This is a genomic window from Bacillus sp. L381 (assembly GCF_030284525.1).
Lineage (GTDB): Bacteria > Bacillota > Bacilli > Bacillales > Bacillaceae > Bacillus > Bacillus amyloliquefaciens.
This window is the reverse complement of the sequence record NZ_CP127224.1, coordinates 2,987,049-3,005,339: the sequence shown is the minus strand read 5'-3', so window position 1 is coordinate 3,005,339 and position 18,291 is coordinate 2,987,049. Positions and strand designations below refer to the sequence as shown.

The 18,291-nt window shown below is 51.6% G+C and carries 12 protein-coding genes; 10 read left to right on the top strand and 2 right to left on the bottom strand.

Going from position 1 to position 18,291, the window contains the following annotated elements:
• Positions 1-57: 57 nt before the first annotated feature.
• On the top strand, positions 58-1,548 hold the full coding sequence (locus QRX25_RS15460; RefSeq protein WP_212099129.1) for a leucyl aminopeptidase: 1,491 nt from the start codon (positions 58-60) through the stop codon (positions 1,546-1,548).
• 132 nt (positions 1,549-1,680) lie between these two features.
• Complete coding sequence (locus QRX25_RS15455; RefSeq protein ID WP_013353427.1) at positions 1,681-3,009, top strand: Na+/H+ antiporter NhaC family protein; 1,329 nt, start codon at positions 1,681-1,683, stop codon at positions 3,007-3,009.
• Between the two features lie 48 nt (positions 3,010-3,057).
• Here QRX25_RS15455 and QRX25_RS15450 read toward each other — a convergent pair whose 3' ends face one another.
• Complete coding sequence (locus tag QRX25_RS15450) at positions 3,058-3,651, bottom strand: biotin transporter BioY (RefSeq protein ID WP_212099126.1); 594 nt, start codon at positions 3,649-3,651, stop codon at positions 3,058-3,060.
• A gap of 99 nt (positions 3,652-3,750) precedes the next feature.
• Between QRX25_RS15450 and QRX25_RS15445 the strand changes: the two genes are divergently transcribed.
• From QRX25_RS15445 to QRX25_RS15410, 8 genes are all read left to right on the top strand, one after another.
• On the top strand, positions 3,751-4,347 hold the full coding sequence (locus QRX25_RS15445; RefSeq protein WP_212099123.1) for a sulfite oxidase-like oxidoreductase: 597 nt from the start codon (positions 3,751-3,753) through the stop codon (positions 4,345-4,347).
• Between the two features lie 175 nt (positions 4,348-4,522).
• Positions 4,523-5,392 carry an alpha/beta hydrolase gene (locus tag QRX25_RS15440; RefSeq protein ID WP_212099119.1) on the top strand — a complete coding sequence of 290 codons (870 nt, stop codon included), beginning with the start codon at positions 4,523-4,525 and terminating at the stop codon, positions 5,390-5,392.
• 133 nt (positions 5,393-5,525) lie between these two features.
• Positions 5,526-6,311, top strand: a complete 786-nt coding sequence (locus QRX25_RS15435) for a 2,3-dihydro-2,3-dihydroxybenzoate dehydrogenase (protein ID WP_115997027.1) — start codon at positions 5,526-5,528, stop codon at positions 6,309-6,311.
• 22 nt (positions 6,312-6,333) lie between these two features.
• Positions 6,334-7,530, top strand: a complete 1,197-nt coding sequence (gene dhbC / locus QRX25_RS15430) for an isochorismate synthase DhbC (protein ID WP_065982215.1) — start codon at positions 6,334-6,336, stop codon at positions 7,528-7,530.
• A gap of 17 nt (positions 7,531-7,547) precedes the next feature.
• The gene (locus tag QRX25_RS15425) at positions 7,548-9,173 is read left to right on the top strand and encodes a (2,3-dihydroxybenzoyl)adenylate synthase (RefSeq protein WP_212099116.1); all 1,626 of its coding nucleotides are present in this window, start codon (positions 7,548-7,550) and stop codon (positions 9,171-9,173) included.
• 17 nt (positions 9,174-9,190) lie between these two features.
• Positions 9,191-10,117, top strand: coding sequence for an isochorismatase (locus tag QRX25_RS15420; protein WP_212099113.1), 927 nt, complete (start codon positions 9,191-9,193; stop codon positions 10,115-10,117).
• Positions 10,118-10,130: 13 nt separating this feature from the next.
• Positions 10,131-17,258, top strand: a complete 7,128-nt coding sequence (locus tag QRX25_RS15415) for a non-ribosomal peptide synthetase (protein ID WP_212099110.1) — start codon at positions 10,131-10,133, stop codon at positions 17,256-17,258.
• An 18-nt stretch (positions 17,259-17,276) separates the two neighbouring features.
• The gene (locus tag QRX25_RS15410) at positions 17,277-17,492 is read left to right on the top strand and encodes an MbtH family protein (protein ID WP_212099107.1); all 216 of its coding nucleotides are present in this window, start codon (positions 17,277-17,279) and stop codon (positions 17,490-17,492) included.
• Positions 17,493-17,536: 44 nt separating this feature from the next.
• Here the strand turns inward: QRX25_RS15410 and QRX25_RS15405 are convergent, their stop codons facing one another.
• On the bottom strand, positions 17,537-18,214 hold the full coding sequence (locus tag QRX25_RS15405; protein ID WP_212099104.1) for a YukJ family protein: 678 nt from the start codon (positions 18,212-18,214) through the stop codon (positions 17,537-17,539).
• Between the last annotated feature and the right edge of the window lie 77 nt (positions 18,215-18,291).

Genomic DNA, 18,291 nt, shown 5'->3' with positions numbered 1-18,291 from the left:
ATGTTTTTTCATTATACCACTTTACATAACAAATACCCACATAAGGAGTGTGTACTCATGTTTTATGCATCTGATCAATTGCGGCATCCCGAAACACTTGTCATCGGTCTTTTTCAAAAAAGCACGCTGAACGGATTTACGAAGGAATTGGATGATAAACTGGACGGACATTTGACGCAGCTGTTAAAGGACGGTGATGTGTCTGCCAAACGCAATCGTGTATCAAAAGTATACCCTCCGGCCGCAACCGGTATGAAACGTATTTATTTTATCGGCTTGGGAAGGGAAGCGGATTATTCGTTTGAAGATACGAAGGAATGCTTCGCACGCGTGTTTCAGCAGATTCATCAAGATAAAAAACAGGAAGTATCCGTTTTGCTTGATACATTCGTCTCCGGCGAAGTGCCTGCCGCCGATGCCGCTCATGCGCTTTCAGAAAGCTGTCTGCTTGCGGTTTATGAAGTGCAGGATTATAAACATAAATCGAATGAGCCGGATCAGGAATTGACTTCAGTCTGCGCCGTGACGGAAGAAGACCTGAGGGAAGTGCAGGCGGGCCTGAATGTCGGCGCGGCATACGGTCAAGGGACGAATTCGGCCCGCACGCTCGTGAATATGCCGGGAAATATGCTGACGGCCACTGATCTGGCCTCATATGCCGCTGAACTTGCGGTAAAATATGATTTCGAGTGTGAAATTTTAGAAAAAGATGAAATGGAAGAGCTCGGCATGGGCGGGCTGCTTGCCGTTAACAAGGGCTCATCCGAACCGCCGAAAATGATCGTTCTGAAGTATCAGGGCAAAGATCAGTGGGAAGATGTCATCGGCCTGGTCGGCAAAGGAATTACCTTTGATACGGGCGGATATTCAATTAAGCCGAAAACCGGCATCGTCGGCATGAAAAGCGATATGGGCGGGGCCGCTTCCGTACTGGGAGCAATGGAAATTATCGGCGAACTGCGGCCTGAACAAAACGTGCTCGCCGTCATTCCGTCTACGGACAACATGATTTCGTCTGATGCCATGAAGCCGGATGACGTCATCGTCTCGCTCAGCGGAAAAACCATTGAAATCCTGAACACCGACGCGGAAGGGCGCCTCGTGCTTGCCGACGGCATCACATATGCCAAGCAGCACGGAGCTTCTGTCCTCGTAGACGTCGCCACATTAACGGGCGGTGTCATTGTCGCCTTAGGAAACGAAATGACGGGCGCCATGACCAATAACGCCGTGTTTTATGAACAGGTGGCAGAATCGGCGAAAGAATCCGGGGAACCGATCTGGCAGCTTCCGATAACAGAAAAGGATAAAAAACGGGTGAGAAACAGTCAGATGGCTGATTTGAACAATTCTCCCGGAAGAGAAGGCCATGCGATTATGGCGGGGACATTCCTTGGTGAATTCGCGGAAAACACCCCGTGGGTTCATCTCGATATCGCGGGAACCGCGACAGCCAATAAAGCGACATGCTTCGGACCTGCCGGCGCAACAGGCGTCATGGCAAGGACATTGGCTGTTTTGACTGAACGGTTTACTCCTGAAAAATAACAGCAGCCCGCTGCCTTGATGCAGCGGGTTTTTGATTTCCAAAATCTTTAGTTGACTAAAGCGCGGAATGTATGTTAACTTTAATTATCTACTACATTAGCAAACTAAAGGATTTTTGGAGGGACGTATTACATGAATGCTGTTGTTGTCGCAGTCCTGCTTATGCTCGTCTTAAGCCTGCTGCGTGTCAATATAATTATAGCTTTAATGATCGGAGCGCTTGCCGGCGGACTGACCGGCGGCTTAGGCCTCGGTGAGACGGTGAAGGCTTTTACGGACGGTCTCGGCGGAAATGCCACCGTTGCGGTCAGCTACGCGCTGCTCGGAGCATTTGCCGCGGCACTGACAAAGACGGGGCTTCCCGATGCGATGGTCGAAGCGTCTGTCAAATTAATCGGAAAAAAGGAAGATTCGCGGAAAAAAGCACTGTCTAAAGTGTTAATCGTACTCATTATTTTAATCATATCCTGTTTCTCGCAAAACGTGGTGCCCGTTCACATTGCGTTTATTCCGGTATTGATTCCGCCGCTTTTAAAAATATTTAATGAACTGGAAATGGACCGCAGACTGATTGCGTGTGTGATGACATTCGGGCTGACTGCGCCGTATATCGTTCTGCCTGTCGGGTTCGGACAGATTTTTCAGGGGATGCTGAGAGATAATATGGCGTCAGCCGGTTTAAAGGTGCCGCTCAGTGATATCCCGTACGCTTTAATCATTCCGACGGCGGGGATGGCAGTCGGTTTAATTTTAGCTGTCATCGTCTTTCGGAAACCGAAGAAATATGAGACGAAGGAAATTGCGGGATTATCGTCTTCTCCTTATACGAAAAAAAGCATCGCCATCGCCCTGATCTCCATTGGCGTATCGCTTGCCGTTCAGCTCTATCTGTCTCAGGTGCTCGGAGTGGAAGGCATGATCATGGGCGCGCTTGCCGGCTTATTTACGCTGTTTATCAGCGGAGTCATGAAGCGCAATGAAGCGGATAAGCTGATCACGGACGGCATGATTCTGATGGCCTTTATCGGGTTTGTCATGCTCGTTGCGGCCGGTTTTTCAAATGTATTGAACAAAACGGGTGATGTGGCTTCCTTGGTCAAAGCATCAACAGGATTGATCGGCAACAGCCAATCGTTGGGCGCGCTCCTGATGCTTGTCGTCGGTTTGTTAATCACGATGGGAATCGGATCGTCATTTGCAACCGTACCCGTCATTACGACGATATTTGTTCCGCTGTGCGCTCAGCTCGGATTCAGCCCGATGGCGACGATCGCCGTAATCGGAGCGGCCGCAGCGGTCGGTGATGCAGGTTCTCCTGCAAGTGACAGTACGCTCGGACCGACGTCAGGCCTCAGTGCCGACGGCCAGCACCATCACATATGGGACACGTGCGTACCGACATTTATTTTCTATAACATTCCGCTTGTGATATTCGGCTGGATTGCCGCACTTGTCCTGTAAAAAAAGGCTCCCGGAAAGGGGAGCCTTTTTTGTATGTGCTAAAAAAACTTACGCAGGATTTCGATTGAACCCCGTCGCTTTATGAACGGACTTGTAAACCGCAGGCGCGATAGAGGCTAATAACAGTGCTAAAATGATATCTTTTATGAAAAACCAAAGCATATAAAACCAGGCCATTCCGTAGCTGATCGGAGCATGAAGCCATAATTTCAGCGCAATATACGTATAGGTCGTGCCAATGATATAGATGACGGCGGTGCCGACCAAAGAGGCCCATGCATAATGCAGGCGGCCGGGTTCTTTTGTTTTTTCCAGCAGCCATCCGGCTGCAAATGCCGCCGGGATGTAGGCGAGAATAAATCCGCCGCTTTTTCCGATAAACGGCGCAAAGCCTGCTGAGAATTGAGCGAAAATGGGAGCCCCCGCGAGTCCGGCCAATGCGTATACCGTCATCGCAATGGCCGCCCGTCTTGCGCCGAGAAGCATCGCAGCTAACAGACAAAAGAAAGGCTGCAGTGATAACGGAATTCCCGCAACTTGCAAAAAGGGAGCCATTGATGTAATGTTGGCGCCGACGGCCATCAGTGCGGCAAACATGCCGATAAGCGCCATATCGCCCGCACGAAGGTTGCGTTGTTTCATTTGTTTTTCCCCCTTACACTTGTACCAGATTAGCGTAATCGAAGGAAAATTAATTGTCAACACGAATTTTATATAGGTTTACTAAATGGAGGGAGCCATATGTTTTTCGGAAAAACGAAACAAATAAGGCAGTCGGATCGCATTCCGCCAAACCAAAATGTCACAACAAAGTTTCCCGTGCTTCACGCCGGTAATGTTCCTTATTATGAAGATATGTCAAAATGGAATCTGCAGGTGTACGGGCTTGTCGATCGTCCTATGCTGTTAAGCTTTGAAGATATCAAAGCCTTTCCGAAAGCCGAATTGAAAAATGATATTCACTGCGTTACGGGCTGGTCCCGGCTTGATAACGTCTGGCAGGGAATACGCGCGAAAGATATCGCCGAGAAAGCGGGCGTGCATGAAGAAGCGGGTTTCGTCATTTTGCACGCTGAAGAGGGCTGGACGGCCAATCTGCCGCTTTCTGATTTTACGCGGGAGACATCCCTGCTGGCATATGCGCATAATGGAGAGCCGTTAACGCCGGTGCACGGCTATCCGCTCAGAGGCGTTTTTCCTCATCTTTATTTTTGGAAAAGCGCTAAATGGCTGCGCGGCATCCAGTTCACAAAGGAAAACCACCCCGGCTTTTGGGAGAAAAACGGCTATCATATGAGGGGAGACCCATGGAAGAATCAGCGCTTTACGTGGGATTAAGCACATATCATCATATAGTTCTTAGGTACCTTATTGAAATAAGGTGCTTTTTTTATATCAAAAATCCATTGACTTTGTTTGGAAAAAAACCTATTATTTGAGGTGTCTTTTGATATTGAAAATCATTATCAATGAGCATAGATAAAGCAATTGTCATAGAGGGGATGAACTCATAATGGACGGAAATCAAACAAAGCGGGGCTCCGCGCCAGCCGGTCGATATGCGATGCCGGGCACAGAAGTAAGAGAAGTGCGTTCAAAAGGAGGCCGTACGTATCGTCTCTTTGTCTCTTTCCCTCAGGAAGAACCGCCTGCATCCGGCTTTCCCATCATATACCTGCTCGATGCGAATTCCGTGTTCGGAACAATGGCTGAAGCTTTACGGATGCAAAGCCGCCGGCCTGAAAAAACAGGCGTTGTCCCGGCGGTGATTGTGGGAATCGGCTATCCGACTGATCAGCCGTTTTCCGCCGAACGCCACAGTGATTTTACGATGCCGCTCTCTGAATCAGAACTGCCGGTGCATCCGCGCGGGGCGGCGTGGCCCGAGCAGGGAGGAGCGGAAGCGTTTCTGGCATTTATAGAAAAAGAAGTAAAGCCCGCGGTGGAGCGGGATTATCCGATCGACAGAGACAGGCAGACGATTTTCGGCCATTCGCTGGGCGGTCTTTTTGTGCTGCAAGTGCTTTTGACGAGGCCGGACATGTTCCGGACCTATGTTGCCGGGAGTCCGTCAATCCACTGGAACAAGCGCTTTATTCAGGAAGAAGCGGAGCGTTTGTCAGGCCGGATCTCTAGGGAAAATCTACAAGTCAGCGTACTGCTGGCAGCTGGAGAAATTGAAAAGGCACATAAAAGCAGGATTCCGCAGCACGCAGAAGCGCTGTACTCTGTTTTATCAGCGTTTGAAGGTGACGGAGTCCGCGCTGAATACTGCGAGTTTGAAGGGGAAGGCCATATCTCTGTTCTGCCGGTTTTAATCAGCAGAGCCCTGCGTTTCTGCCTGAATCCGAAAGGGCCGCATACCCCGTATTCACCTTCTTGAGAAAACAGGCCCTTCGAACTAAATAAGGCTGATTCTAATTTTCTAATTGACTGAGTGTTTTGATTTGGATATGATTGTCTTGAACCATAATTGATAATGATAATCATTATCAATAGAGGAAGGGAATGATAATATGACCGCATTGGGAATGAAAGGGAAAACGGCAGTTGTCACCGGCGCCGCTCAAGGCATCGGAGAAGCAACAGCGCTTGCCCTTGCTGAACAAGGCGTAAATGTGGCAGCTATAGATACGAATGAAGGCCTGCTTCTCAGTCTTACTGACAGGCTCCGGCAAAAAGGCGTCCAGGCGCAGGCTTTTGCCGCAGATGTATCAGACAGTGCGGCTGTCAATGATATCATCGCCGCGGTGGAACGCGACATGGGGCCTATTGAAATATTGGCGAACGTTGCGGGCGTACTGCGGCCGGGTCCGGTGCATTCCCTCAGTGATGAAGATTGGGCTCAAACATTTTCAGTTAATACGACCGGCGTGTTTCATGTATCACGCGCCGTCAGCCGGTACATGATGGAGCGGAAAAAGGGCGCCATCGTTACGGTCGGTTCAAACGCGGCCGGCGTTCCGCGCGCTTCCATGGCGGCTTATGCGGCGTCAAAAGCGGCTGCCGTCATGTTTACGAAATGCCTCGGACTGGAGCTTGCGGCCTATCATATCCGCTGCAACATCGTATCTCCCGGTTCAACGGAAACCGAGATGCAGCGGGCGATGTGGCAGGATGAAAACGGAGCACGGGACGTCATCAGAGGTTCGCTTGATACATATAAAACGGGAATTCCGCTTCAAAAGCTGGCAAAGCCTTCTGATATTGCAAATGCTGTTTTGTTTCTGGCCTCTGAACAGGCAAACCATATCACGATGCATGATTTATGCGTTGATGGCGGCGCTACTTTAGGCGTTTGATTTACGAGAAGGAGGGACAAACATGACAAATCAATATTTATTGACGGAAGTGTCTGCAAAAGAGGTGCTTGACGCTTACAAGCCCGGGGCGTTCTTTCTAGCTTCCCCGAAAAGTACGATGCTTGCGGAAGGGATTTTTTCAAAAGTGCCTGATGCGGATGAGGAGAAACAGCTTGAATCGCTGCCTGAACGTGTGCGGCAGACGCTTCTTGAGGCAAAGCAGGCCGGCATCAAACATCCGATTGCGGCTGGCGCCATTCCGTTTGACGGCAGAAAAGCTTCCCGGCTTTTTGTACCGAAGGATGTCCATACGGCAGGCCCGCTTTCGTTTCCGGAAGCTTCCTCAGAAAAACCGCAAACCAATACATATGACATCCGGCCTGTTCCGGAGCCTGAAGGCTTCATGAGCGGTGTGGAACAAGGCGTTTTAAACATTACGGACGGACCGCTCAGCAAGATTGTGCTGTCAAGAACGCTACATCTGACCGCTGAAAAGGATATCGACATCCCTCAAGCCGTCAAGCATTTGGCACAGCACAACCCGCGCGGCTATACATTCGCTGCGGATGTGACGGGAACGTCAGAAACAAGAAAAACGCTTTTCGGCGCAAGTCCTGAACTGCTGCTGTCGAAAAACGGGACATCAATTTTGTCCAATCCGCTGGCTGGTTCCAGACCGCGCAGCACAGATCCCGCCGAGGATCAGAGAAGAGCGGAGGAACTGCTCCAATCAGCCAAAGACCTGCATGAACATGCCGTAGTCGTTGCCGCCGTTGCCGCCGCTCTTAAACCGTTCTGCCGTGTGCTTGATGTGCCGGAAAAACCGTCACTCATTAAAACCGAGGCGATGTGGCACCTGTCAACCGAAGTCAAGGGAGAACTTGCTGATCCGTCAACGACATCGCTTGAGCTTGCCATCGCTCTTCATCCGACCCCTGCTGTATGCGGAACGCCGACAGATGCGGCTAGAGAAGCGATTCAGGATATTGAGCCGTTTGACCGCAATTTCTACACGGGAATGGCAGGCTGGTGTGATGCTGAAGGTGACGGAGAGTGGATTATCGCACTCCGCTGCGCCGAGGCGGAAACAAGGTCTCTCCGGCTCTTTGCGGGTGCCGGGATTGTCGCCGGATCAAAGCCGCAGGATGAATTGGACGAGACTTCGGCGAAATTCCGCACAATGCTCCGGGCGATGGGGCTATATCAAGATGAGATGTGAAAAAGGAGGAAACGATCGTGCTGACAGGATTTACGCCATGGCCGGAAGAATGGGCTGACAAATACCGCAAAGACGGCTGCTGGAAGGGTGAAACTTTCGGAGGAATTCTGAAGGAGCGCGCGGCTTTATATGGAAATCAAACTGCCGTGACGTATAAAGATGTACATTGGACCTACAAAGAATTAGATGAAAGGGCCGATCGTTTAGCGGCGGGATTGCACAAGCTCGGGATTCAAAAGGAAGACCGCGTTGTCGTTCAGCTGCCGAATATCGCTGAGTTTTTTGAAGTGATTTTCGCGCTGTTCCGGCTCGGAGCGCTCCCCGTCTTCGCGCTGCCTTCTCATAGAAGCAGTGAGATTACGTATTTCTGCGAGTTTGCAGAGGCGAAAGCATACATCATTCCTGATACGCATTCAGGCTTTGATTACAGAGAGCTTGCCAGACAGGTGAAAGATAAACTTCCGGCTTTGGCGCATGTCATTGTGGCCGGTGAGGCTGAAGAGTTTCTGGAACTGAGCAGCCTGCACAGAGAGCCTGTTCAGCTGGAAGACGTAAGCCCGTCGGAAGTCGCTTTTTTACAGCTTTCAGGAGGCAGTACGGGGCTGTCCAAGCTGATTCCGAGGACACATGACGATTACATATACAGCTTGCGCCTCAGCGCGGAAATATGCGGCTTGGATCATCACAGTGTTTATTTAGCCGCTTTGCCGACAGCGCATAATTATCCGCTCAGCTCCCCCGGTGTGCTGGGAACTTTATATGCCGGGGGCCGGGTTGTTTTGTCACCGACGCCGAGTCCGGATGACTGCTTCCCGTTAATTGAAAAAGAACGTGTCACGATTACGGCGCTCGTACCGCCGCTTGCCATGGTGTGGATGGAAGCTTCCGGATCGCGAAGTGATGATTTATCAAGCCTTCAAGTGCTGCAGGTAGGAGGCGCCAAATTCAGCGCTGAAGCGGCCCGCCGCGTGAAGAGCGCTTTCGGGTGCACCCTTCAGCAGGTTTTCGGAATGGCGGAAGGATTAGTGAATTATACGAGACTGGATGATCCTGAGGAGATTATTATCAATACGCAAGGCAGACCGATGTCACCATTTGATGAAGTGAGGGTTTTAGACGATGACGGGCGGGAGGCGGCTCCAGGCGAAACCGGACATTTGTTTACACGCGGTCCTTACACGATCCGCGGATATTATAAAGCGCCTGAGCATAATGCGAGATCTTTCACAGCCGACGGCTTTTATCAGACCGGCGATATCGTCAAACTGACGGAAGACGGTTATATTGTCGTCGAAGGACGAGCGAAAGATCAAATCAATCGGGGCGGCGAAAAGATTGCCGCTGAAGAGGTGGAAAATCACCTTCTTGCCCACCCTGCCGTTCATGATGCGGCCATGGTATCAATGCCGGATGATTTTCTCGGAGAGCGGTCCTGTGTGTTCGTCATTCCGAAAGGAGAAGCGCCGAAACCGGGAGAGCTGAAAGTATTTTTGCGTGAGCGCGGACTGGCGGCCTATAAAATTCCCGACCGGATTGAATTTACCGCTTCTTTCCCGAAAACCGGCGTCGGCAAGGTCAGTAAAAAGGACCTTCGCGAAACGATCGCCAAAAAATTGAAGCCTGCTGAAATCAAACAATCATAAAAAAGGAAGTGTTTACATTGGCTATACCGGCTATTCCCGCATATGCGCTGCCGACAGCGTCAGATATGCCTGAAAATAAAGTATCGTGGACTCTGAACCCGAACCGCGCGGTGCTTTTAATCCATGACATGCAGAATTATTTCGTCGATGCTTTTACGAAAGGGGAGGCTCCGATCACGGAGGCGGCTCAGAATATCAAAAAAATAAAAGAGCAATGCAAAGCGCTCGGCATTCCGGTGGTGTACACCGCGCAGCCTGGCAGCCAAGACCCGGCGGACCGTGCGCTGCTGACGGATTTTTGGGGGCCGGGACTCAAAAGCGGGCCTTATGAGGAAAAGATCATTCCGGAACTTGCCCCTGATGCTCAGGACATTGTCCTCACAAAGTGGAGATACAGCGCGTTTAAACGGACGAATCTCCTTGACATCATGCGTGAAAGCGGCCGGGATCAGCTCATGATTACGGGAATTTATGCACACATCGGCTGCCTCGTCACAGCCTGTGAAGCATTTATGGATGATATCCAAAGCTTCTTTATCGGAGACGCCGTTGCTGATTTTTCTTCAGAAAAACATAAGATGGCCATCGAATATGCGTCCCAACGCTGCGCTTACACGGCTTTGACAAACGAAGTGCTGGAGCTGCTGGGCGGCTCGCCGGTTTCTGACGAAGAAGAGAAGACTTCAGCCGCATTGACAAAAGAACGGGTGCGGGAGCAAATTGCGGCGATTCTTCAAGAATCACCGTCTGATATTCTGGATCAGGAAGACCTGCTGGACAGAGGCCTTGACTCCGTCAGGATCATGAGCCTTGTCGAACAATGGCGCCGTGACGGAGCTGAAGTGACGTTTGTGGAACTGGCGGAGAATCCGACGCTGGAAGAGTGGTGGAGACTGCTTTCTTCCCGACCTCAAAAAGTCTTGCCGAACGCAGATTATTTATAAGGGAGAGAATAGAATGCATGATACACAACAGCTGCCTCTGACAGGCGCACAGGCCGGTATCTGGTTTGCGCAGCAGCTTGATCCTGATAATCCGATTTACAATACAGGCGAGTACGTTGAGATTAACGGCACAATTGATGTGAACATATTTAAAACGGCTCTTGAGCGCGTGCTGACGGAAGCCGCGTCATTACATGTCCGCTTCACAGAGGGAACTGACGGGCCGAGACAGATCATCAATCCTTCTTGTGAGGTGGCAATCGATGTCATGGATGTGAGCGCAGAACCTGATCCGAAGCAGGCCGCTCTCAGAATCATGCAGTCGGATTTGGCTGAGCCCGTTGATATGGCGGCTGGGCCTTTGTTCCGCGACATTTTATTTCAGGCCGGACCGGAACGCTTTTTCTGGTATCAGCGCATTCACCACATTGCGATAGACGGCTACGGTTTTTCACTGCTGGCACGGCGTACGGCGCAATTGTACACCGCAATACGGGAGGGACGCCCGGATAACGGGCGCTCCTTCGGCTCTTTGGAGGATCTGGTAAAAGAAGATCAAGAGTACCGAGCGTCTGATCAATTTCTGAAAGATCGGGAATTTTGGATGGAGAAATTTGCGGACGAACCTGATGTCGTCAGCTTGGCTGAAAGGGCGCCGAGAACGTCAACAAGTTTTCGAAGGAGCACGGCTTATCTTTCTGAAACGGTTTTACAGCATGTAAAAGCGATTCCGAACTGGCATGAGGCCGTAACGGCCGCAGTGGCGGTATACGTCCACCGGATGACAAACGCCGGGGATATCGTGCTCGGTTTACCGATGATGGGACGGATCGGTTCGATTTCACTGAATATTCCGAGTATGGTGATGAATCTTCTGCCTTTACGGCTTTCTCTCCGTCCGGATATGAGTGTTCACGAGGCCGTCAGCCAAGTGGCAAAAGAAATCCGAAGCATCCGGCGCCATCAGAAATACCGCCATGAAGACCTGCGCCGCGACCTTAAATTGTTAGGAGAAAACCGCAGGCTGTTCGGCCCGCAAGTCAATGTGATGCCGTTTGATTATGCGCTTGATTTCGCCGGAGTGCCGGGCACCGTTCATAACTTATCAGCGGGGCCCGTTGATGATTTGTCAATTAACGTTTACAACAGAGCGGACGGCCGCGGAATGCGCGTGGACTTTGATGCGAATCCTGAAGTCTACAGCGCCGAAGATATCGAAAACCATCAAAAACGCTTCTTGCTGCTGCTGGAGGAGGCTCTGAAAGACCAGACGCAAAAAATCGGCAGACTCAATCTTCTGCTTGAAAACGAACGTCTCCGCGTGCTGGAAAGCTGGAATGACACACGCAAGGCCGAAAAGCAGAAAAGTCTCCCGGAGCTGTTTCACGATCAGGCCGTAAAAACACCTGACCGCCCGGCAATCATCACGGAAAATGGAGAGCTCAGCTATGCCGAATTGAACAGGCGCGCGAACCAGCTTGCCCGCATGTTAAAGAAAAAAGGGCTCGGGCCGGAACAATTTGCCGCCTTATTGCTTCCTCGGTCACAGCATCTGGTTGTGAGCATGCTGGCCGTTTTGAAAACAGGAGCCGCGTACCTGCCGCTTGATCCTGATTTTCCTTCTGAGCGGATCACATACATGCTCAAAGATGCACAGCCCGCCTGTCTGATTACAACGATGGAATTATCTGGCCGTATGCCGGAGGAAAGCGATGCAAAAACGATTATTCTTGATGACCCGGATACGGTAAAAACCGTTGCCGATCAAAATGCTGACGGTCCTGCTCACACGGAATATTCACCTCAGCACCCTGCTTATATCATTTATACCTCGGGCTCAACGGGCAGACCGAAAGGCGTTGTCGTCACATTAAAAAGCGTAAGCAATTTCCTCCTATCCATGCGGGAAATGTTCCCGCTCGGCGCACATGACCGCCTGCTTGCCGTTACGACTGCTGCGTTTGATATTTCCGGACTTGAGCTCTTCCTTCCGCTTATCAGCGGGGCGGGCTGCGTCATTGCCCGTAAAGAGACGATTCAGGAACCGCAGGCGCTTGCGCACATGATTCACTCATACGATATTTCAATCATGCAGGCAACGCCGACACTGTGGCATTCATTGGTCACAAATGAACCGGATTCACTCCGGGCGCTGCAGGTGCTTGTCGGAGGTGAAGCGCTTCCGAATACACTTAAGCATGCTCTGCTTGAATTGGACTGTACGGTGACGAATCTGTACGGGCCGACTGAAACAACAATCTGGTCGGCCGCACAGCCGCTTGCAAAAGGCCATAAAGGGACGCCTCCGATCGGAACGCCGATTTGGAATACGCGGGTATACGTGCTGGACGCCGCATTGCAGCCCGTCCCGCCGGGGGTTGCGGGCGAGCTTTATATCGCGGGCGAAGGACTTGCCAGAGGATATTGTAACCGGCCTGATTTAACAGCCGAGAGATTCATTGCCGATCCGTACGGGCCTGCAGGTGCGAGGATGTACAGGACGGGGGATCTCGTGCGCTGGCGTGAGGACGGCTCACTTGATTATATCAGCAGAGCCGATCATCAAATTAAAATTCGCGGATTCCGGATAGAATTAGGAGAAATTGAGACGGTGCTGTCGAACTATCCGGGTATTTTGCAGGCCGCTGTCATTGTCAGTGAAGATCAGCCGGGAGACAAGCGGCTGGCGGCTTATGCTGTTGCGGATCATCCCCTTGATATCGGCGGACTTCGTGCATTTATGGGCGAAAGCCTGCCGGATTATATGGTGCCGGGCGCATTTGTACAGCTGGAAGAATTGCCGCTGACACCGAATAAGAAGCTCGATCGCAGCGCTCTGCCTGCCCCGGATTTTTCCGCCGTCCTGTCTGACAGAGGGCCGCGGACGCCGCAGGAAGAAATATTATGCGATCTGTTTGCCGAGGTTCTCGGGCTCGCTCGGGTCGGAATTGATGACGGATTCTTTGAACTGGGCGGACATTCACTCTTAGCCGGACGCCTGATGAGCCGGATTCGGGAGACGATGGGCGCAGAGCTCGGCATTGGCCGCCTGTTTGATACACCGACTGTTGCCGGGCTCGCTGCACAGCTTGACACCGCAAAGAGTGCGCGCCCTAAGCTCAAGCCGTTTGACCGGCCGGAGCACATCCCGCTGTCATTTGCGCAGCTGCGTTTGTGGTTCCTTTACTGCCTTGAAGGTCCGAGCCCGACTTACAACATTCCGGTGATTGTCCGCATGTCAGGAAACCTTAACCAGTCAGCGCTGAAACGCGCCTTTTACGATGTTGTCAGCCGTCATGAAAGCCTGCGCACCGTTTTTCCGGAAAATAAGGGATCATCCCATCAGCTCATTTTACCTGCTGAAGAAGCCCGGCCTGCGTTTACAGTGACACGTGCAGACAAAAATGAGCTTCAAGACATGATTGCCGCTGCAGCACGCTACCGGTTTGATCTCGCAAAAGAGCCGGCCGTCCGGGCTGAGCTGTTTGATCTTGGTGACGATGAGTATACGCTGATGGTTCTCCTGCATCACATCGCGGGTGACGGCTGGTCCTTGAATCCGCTCATGCGTGACTTATCCGCAGCCTATACCGCCCGTCAAACAGGCGAAAAAGCAGAATGGACGCCGCTGCCGATTCAATACGCGGATTATGCGCTCTGGCAGCAGCAGCTTTTAGGCAGCGTGTCTGATTCTGAGAGTTTAATAGCGCGGCAGCTTGATTTTTGGAAGAAAACGCTTGAACATGTGCCGGATCAGCTGGAGCTGCCGTCTGATTTTCCGCGTCCCGCCGAATCAAGCTACAGAGGCGGCGTCATTCCGGTTAAAATCGGCGAGGAGCTTCATAGCCGTCTCCTCTCGCTAGCCAGAAATCAGTGCGTCAGTCTGTTTATGGTGCTTCAATCAGGACTTTCGGCGCTGCTGACCCGGCTCGGGGCAGGAACCGATATTCCGATTGGCAGTCCGATTGCCGGCCGCAGTGATGACGCATTGGGCGATCTTGTGGGCATGTTCATCAATACACTGGTACTGAGAACCGATGCCTCAGGCGATCCAAGCTTTAGTGAGCTTCTTGAAAGGGTGCGGGAGATGAATCTCGCGGCATATGAAAACCAGGACGTGCCGTTTGAACGTCTCGTGGAAGAATTGAATCCGGTTCGTTCCCGCTCAAGACATCCGCTGTTCCAAGTGATGCTCGCATTCCAAAATACGCCTGATCCTGTGCTCAGCCTTCCGGAAATGGAAACAAGCCTGCAAATCAGCAGCGTCGGGGCGTCCAAGTTTGATTTGACACTTGAATTGGCTGAACAGCGCCATGACGACGGCACGCCTGCCGGTATTGAAGGCCTGCTGGAATTCAGCACGGACTTATTTAAAAAAGAAACGGCTGAAGCACTTGCGGGACGTCTGCTTCTTCTGCTCGAAGATGCTGCGGCGGATCCGGATAAGCCGATCGGAAGCTTAACCATTCTTTCCGATGAAGAGCGCCGAAAGCTGTTGCCGGTTAAACGGACTACACAGCACATTCAGCCTCAGCAGACACTGCCTGAACTGTTTGAAATACAAGCCGCTGAAAAACCTGATGAAACGGCAGCAGTATTTGAAGAGCGCCGACTCACTTATAAAGAGCTGAATCAAAGGGCTAATCAGCTCGCGCATATGATGATCGCCCGCGGCGTCGGTCCGGAGCAGTTTGTCGCGCTGGCGCTGCCGCGCTCTTTAGATATGATTGTCGGGCTGTTAGCCGTCCTGAAGACGGGAGCCGCGTATTTGCCGCTTGACCCTGATTATCCGGCGGACCGCATCGCTTTTATGTTACATGATGCCAAGCCCGTATATATGCTCACCAATCGTGAAGGCGCAAGTAAGCTCTCTATCGGAAGCGGTATGCCCGCTTTCATCTTAGATGACCCGCAGAATAAAAAAATACTTGAGCAATATGCCGTCACCAACCCTGCGGATGCCGACCGGCTTTGTCCGCTGTCGCCGCTTCACCCGGCCTACGTCATTTACACGTCGGGATCGACCGGTGTGCCGAAAGGTGTCATCATTCCGCACAGCAATGTTATCCGGCTGTTTGAGTCGACACAGCACTGGTATCACTTCGATTCTGATGATGTATGGACGATGTTTCACTCTTACGCGTTTGATTTTTCTGTCTGGGAAATTTTGGGGCCGTTGCTTCACGGCGGACGTCTCGTCGTCGTGCCGCATGACACTAGCAGGTCGCCGGAAGCGTTTCTGCATCTCCTCGTGAAAGAGCGAGTGACCGTGCTTAACCAAACGCCGTCAGCATTTTACCAGCTGATGCATGCGGAAAAAGAAAACAAAGAGCTGGGGCGTCAGCTCGCACTCAGATATATCATCTTCGGCGGCGAGGCGCTTGAGCTGAGCCGGCTTGAGGACTGGTACAGCCGCCACCCGGACAATAAACCTGTGCTTGTGAATATGTACGGCATTACGGAAACGACGGTGCATGTCAGTTATCTTGAATTAAATAAAAACATTGCCGAACTGAAAGCAAACAGCCTCATTGGCTGCGGTATTCCTGACCTGAACGTATATGTGCTAGATGATCGGCTGGAGCCTGTACCCCCGGGCATAACGGGCGAAATGTATGTTGCCGGAGGGGGCGTGGCCCGCGGTTACTTAGGGCGGCAAAGCCTGACCGCGGAACGCTTCGTTGCTGATCCGTACGGTCCGCCGGGAACAAGGATGTACAGGACGGGAGACTTAGCCCGCCTGCGGCCGGACGGTTCTCTTGATTATATGGGCAGGGCGGACCACCAGATTAAAATCCGCGGCTTCCGGATTGAACTAGGAGAAATCGAAGCGGTTCTCGTCAAACATCCGGGTGTCGAGGACGCTGCCGTGGTCGTCCGTGAAGATCAGCCGGGAGATAAACGGCTCGCCGCTTACCTTGTCCGATCTGACACCAGTACCTTGGATGCGGGGGACATGCGCCGGTTTGCCGGAGAAAGCCTGCCGGATTACATGGTGCCGTCGGCTTTTGTCCAAATGGATGAACTGCCGCTGACACCGAATGGAAAGCTTGACCGAAAAGCGCTCCCTGCGCCTGACTTCCAAATGGAGGTCTCCGGCCGGGGGCCGAGAACCCCGCAGGAAGAAATACTGTGTGAACTGTTCGCAGAGGTGCTTCACCTGCCGCGTGTCGGTATTGATGACAGGTTCTTTGATTTAGGCGGCCATTCTTTACTTGCGGTTCATTTAATGAGCCGTATTCGGGAGGCGATGGGAGCTGAGCTGAGTATCGGAACATTATTCGAAGCTCCTACTGTGGCAAGCCTTGCTGAAAGGCTTGAGACGGGCACGGGCACAAGCGCGCTTGATGTTCTGCTTCCGCTCAGAACGGCGGGAGAAGAAACACCGCTCTTCTGTGTCCATCCGGCCGGGGGTCTCAGCTGGTGCTATGCCGGACTGATGTCTTCTTTAGAAGCTGATTATCCGATATACGGCTTACAGGCGAGAGGCATCGGGAAAAAAGAAGCGCTTCCGCAAAGCTTAGATGACATGGCGGCGGATTATATTGAAAAAATCCGCACCGTGCAGCCGAAAGGGCCGTACCGTCTGCTGGGCTGGTCACTCGGAGGAAATGTCATTCAGGCCATGGCGACACAATTACAGAGCCGGGGCGAAGAGGTTTCCCTCTTGGTGATGCTTGACGCGTACCCGAATCATTTTCTTCCGATAAAAAATGCGCCTGATGACGAGGAAGCCGTCATTGCCCTGCTTGCCCTTGGAGGGTACGACCCGGACAGCCTCGGGGATCAGCCGCTTGATTTTGATACCGCGCTGACCATTCTCCGCCGTGAGGGAAGCGCATTAGCCAGCCTGGACGAGTCAGTGATGATGAATTTGAAAGACACATACGTTAATTCTGTCGGTCTGTTAGGAACATACAAGCCGAAGCCATTCCATGGAGATGTTCTGTTCTTCAGATCCACGATTATTCCCGATTGGTTTGACTCGATTGAACCGGATACTTGGAAACCGTATATTACGGGGAAAATCGAGCGGTATGACTTAGACTGCCGCCATAAAGATATGTGCCAGCCGGGCCCGCTTGCCGAAATCGGCGCGATTCTGGCGGAGAAATTAAACGGACGGCGTACAGTCCGGTAAAGAAAGGAATGAGCTGATATGACAAATCCATTTGAACGGGAAGACGGCTTATATCACGTGCTCGTCAATGCTGAAGGCCAGTACTCACTGTGGCCGGCCTATCTGGATGTGCCGGACGGGTGGGAAACCCGCCTGACGAATGAAAACCGTTCCGTTTGTCTCGAATATATTGAAACAAACTGGCGTGACATGAGGCCTGAAAGCCTGAAATGGGCGGAACCCGCTGAGATGTAATAAAAAAAGCCTGCCGTTGATTCGGCAGGCTTTTTATGCGGAAATCAGCCGTTAAGCTGTGTGTGATTACAAAATTTATAAGGGTGGCCTTCTTCATTCGTGCACCATGACTGAGACAGAAAAGCCAAAAAGACCGCGGCCCACTGGTCTGCAAACTGGATTAAAATACCGCCGTCATGCCACGTTCCGTTATCCTTCTTCCAGCGTGTATCAATTGGATTTCCCTGATTCATATGAATATTATGCATGCCGTTTGTCGGTTTGAACCCGAAAATCTTATCAGCGTCCTGCTCCGGCCCGAATTTAGAGCCGTAAATATAGACGGTGGCTTTTTCTGTTTTTGCTTTTTGCATATACGTTTCAATAAAATCATTTAAGTCATTATCCGGCCCGGTGACTTCATGCGGGAGCGGCACCATGTTCCGGGGATCAAACAATCCGCCGCGGACATAATCCAGCGCCAGCTCACGGCTGGTTTCATCAATTGGGGTGTATCCATACGGTATGTTCGGCAGCAAGGTGATCGCGCTTGCGTCAAAATGATCGCGCGCCGCATACAGAACCTCTGATTCTTTTGAACTTGACATGACATTGATCGCACAGCGATAGTGCGTATCAGGCTCGCCTAGCACCTCGACTTGAAAATGCGGAGAATCATCATCTGTTTCCCTTCTCATATCTAACACAGTGCCTTTTAATACACCATAGTGCTGAACAGCCATATGAATCCTCCTTTTTCTTCCGGGATATGAATTGATATTCGAGACAGGGGGCCGTTTTTCCTTTTACGAGAAAGAAA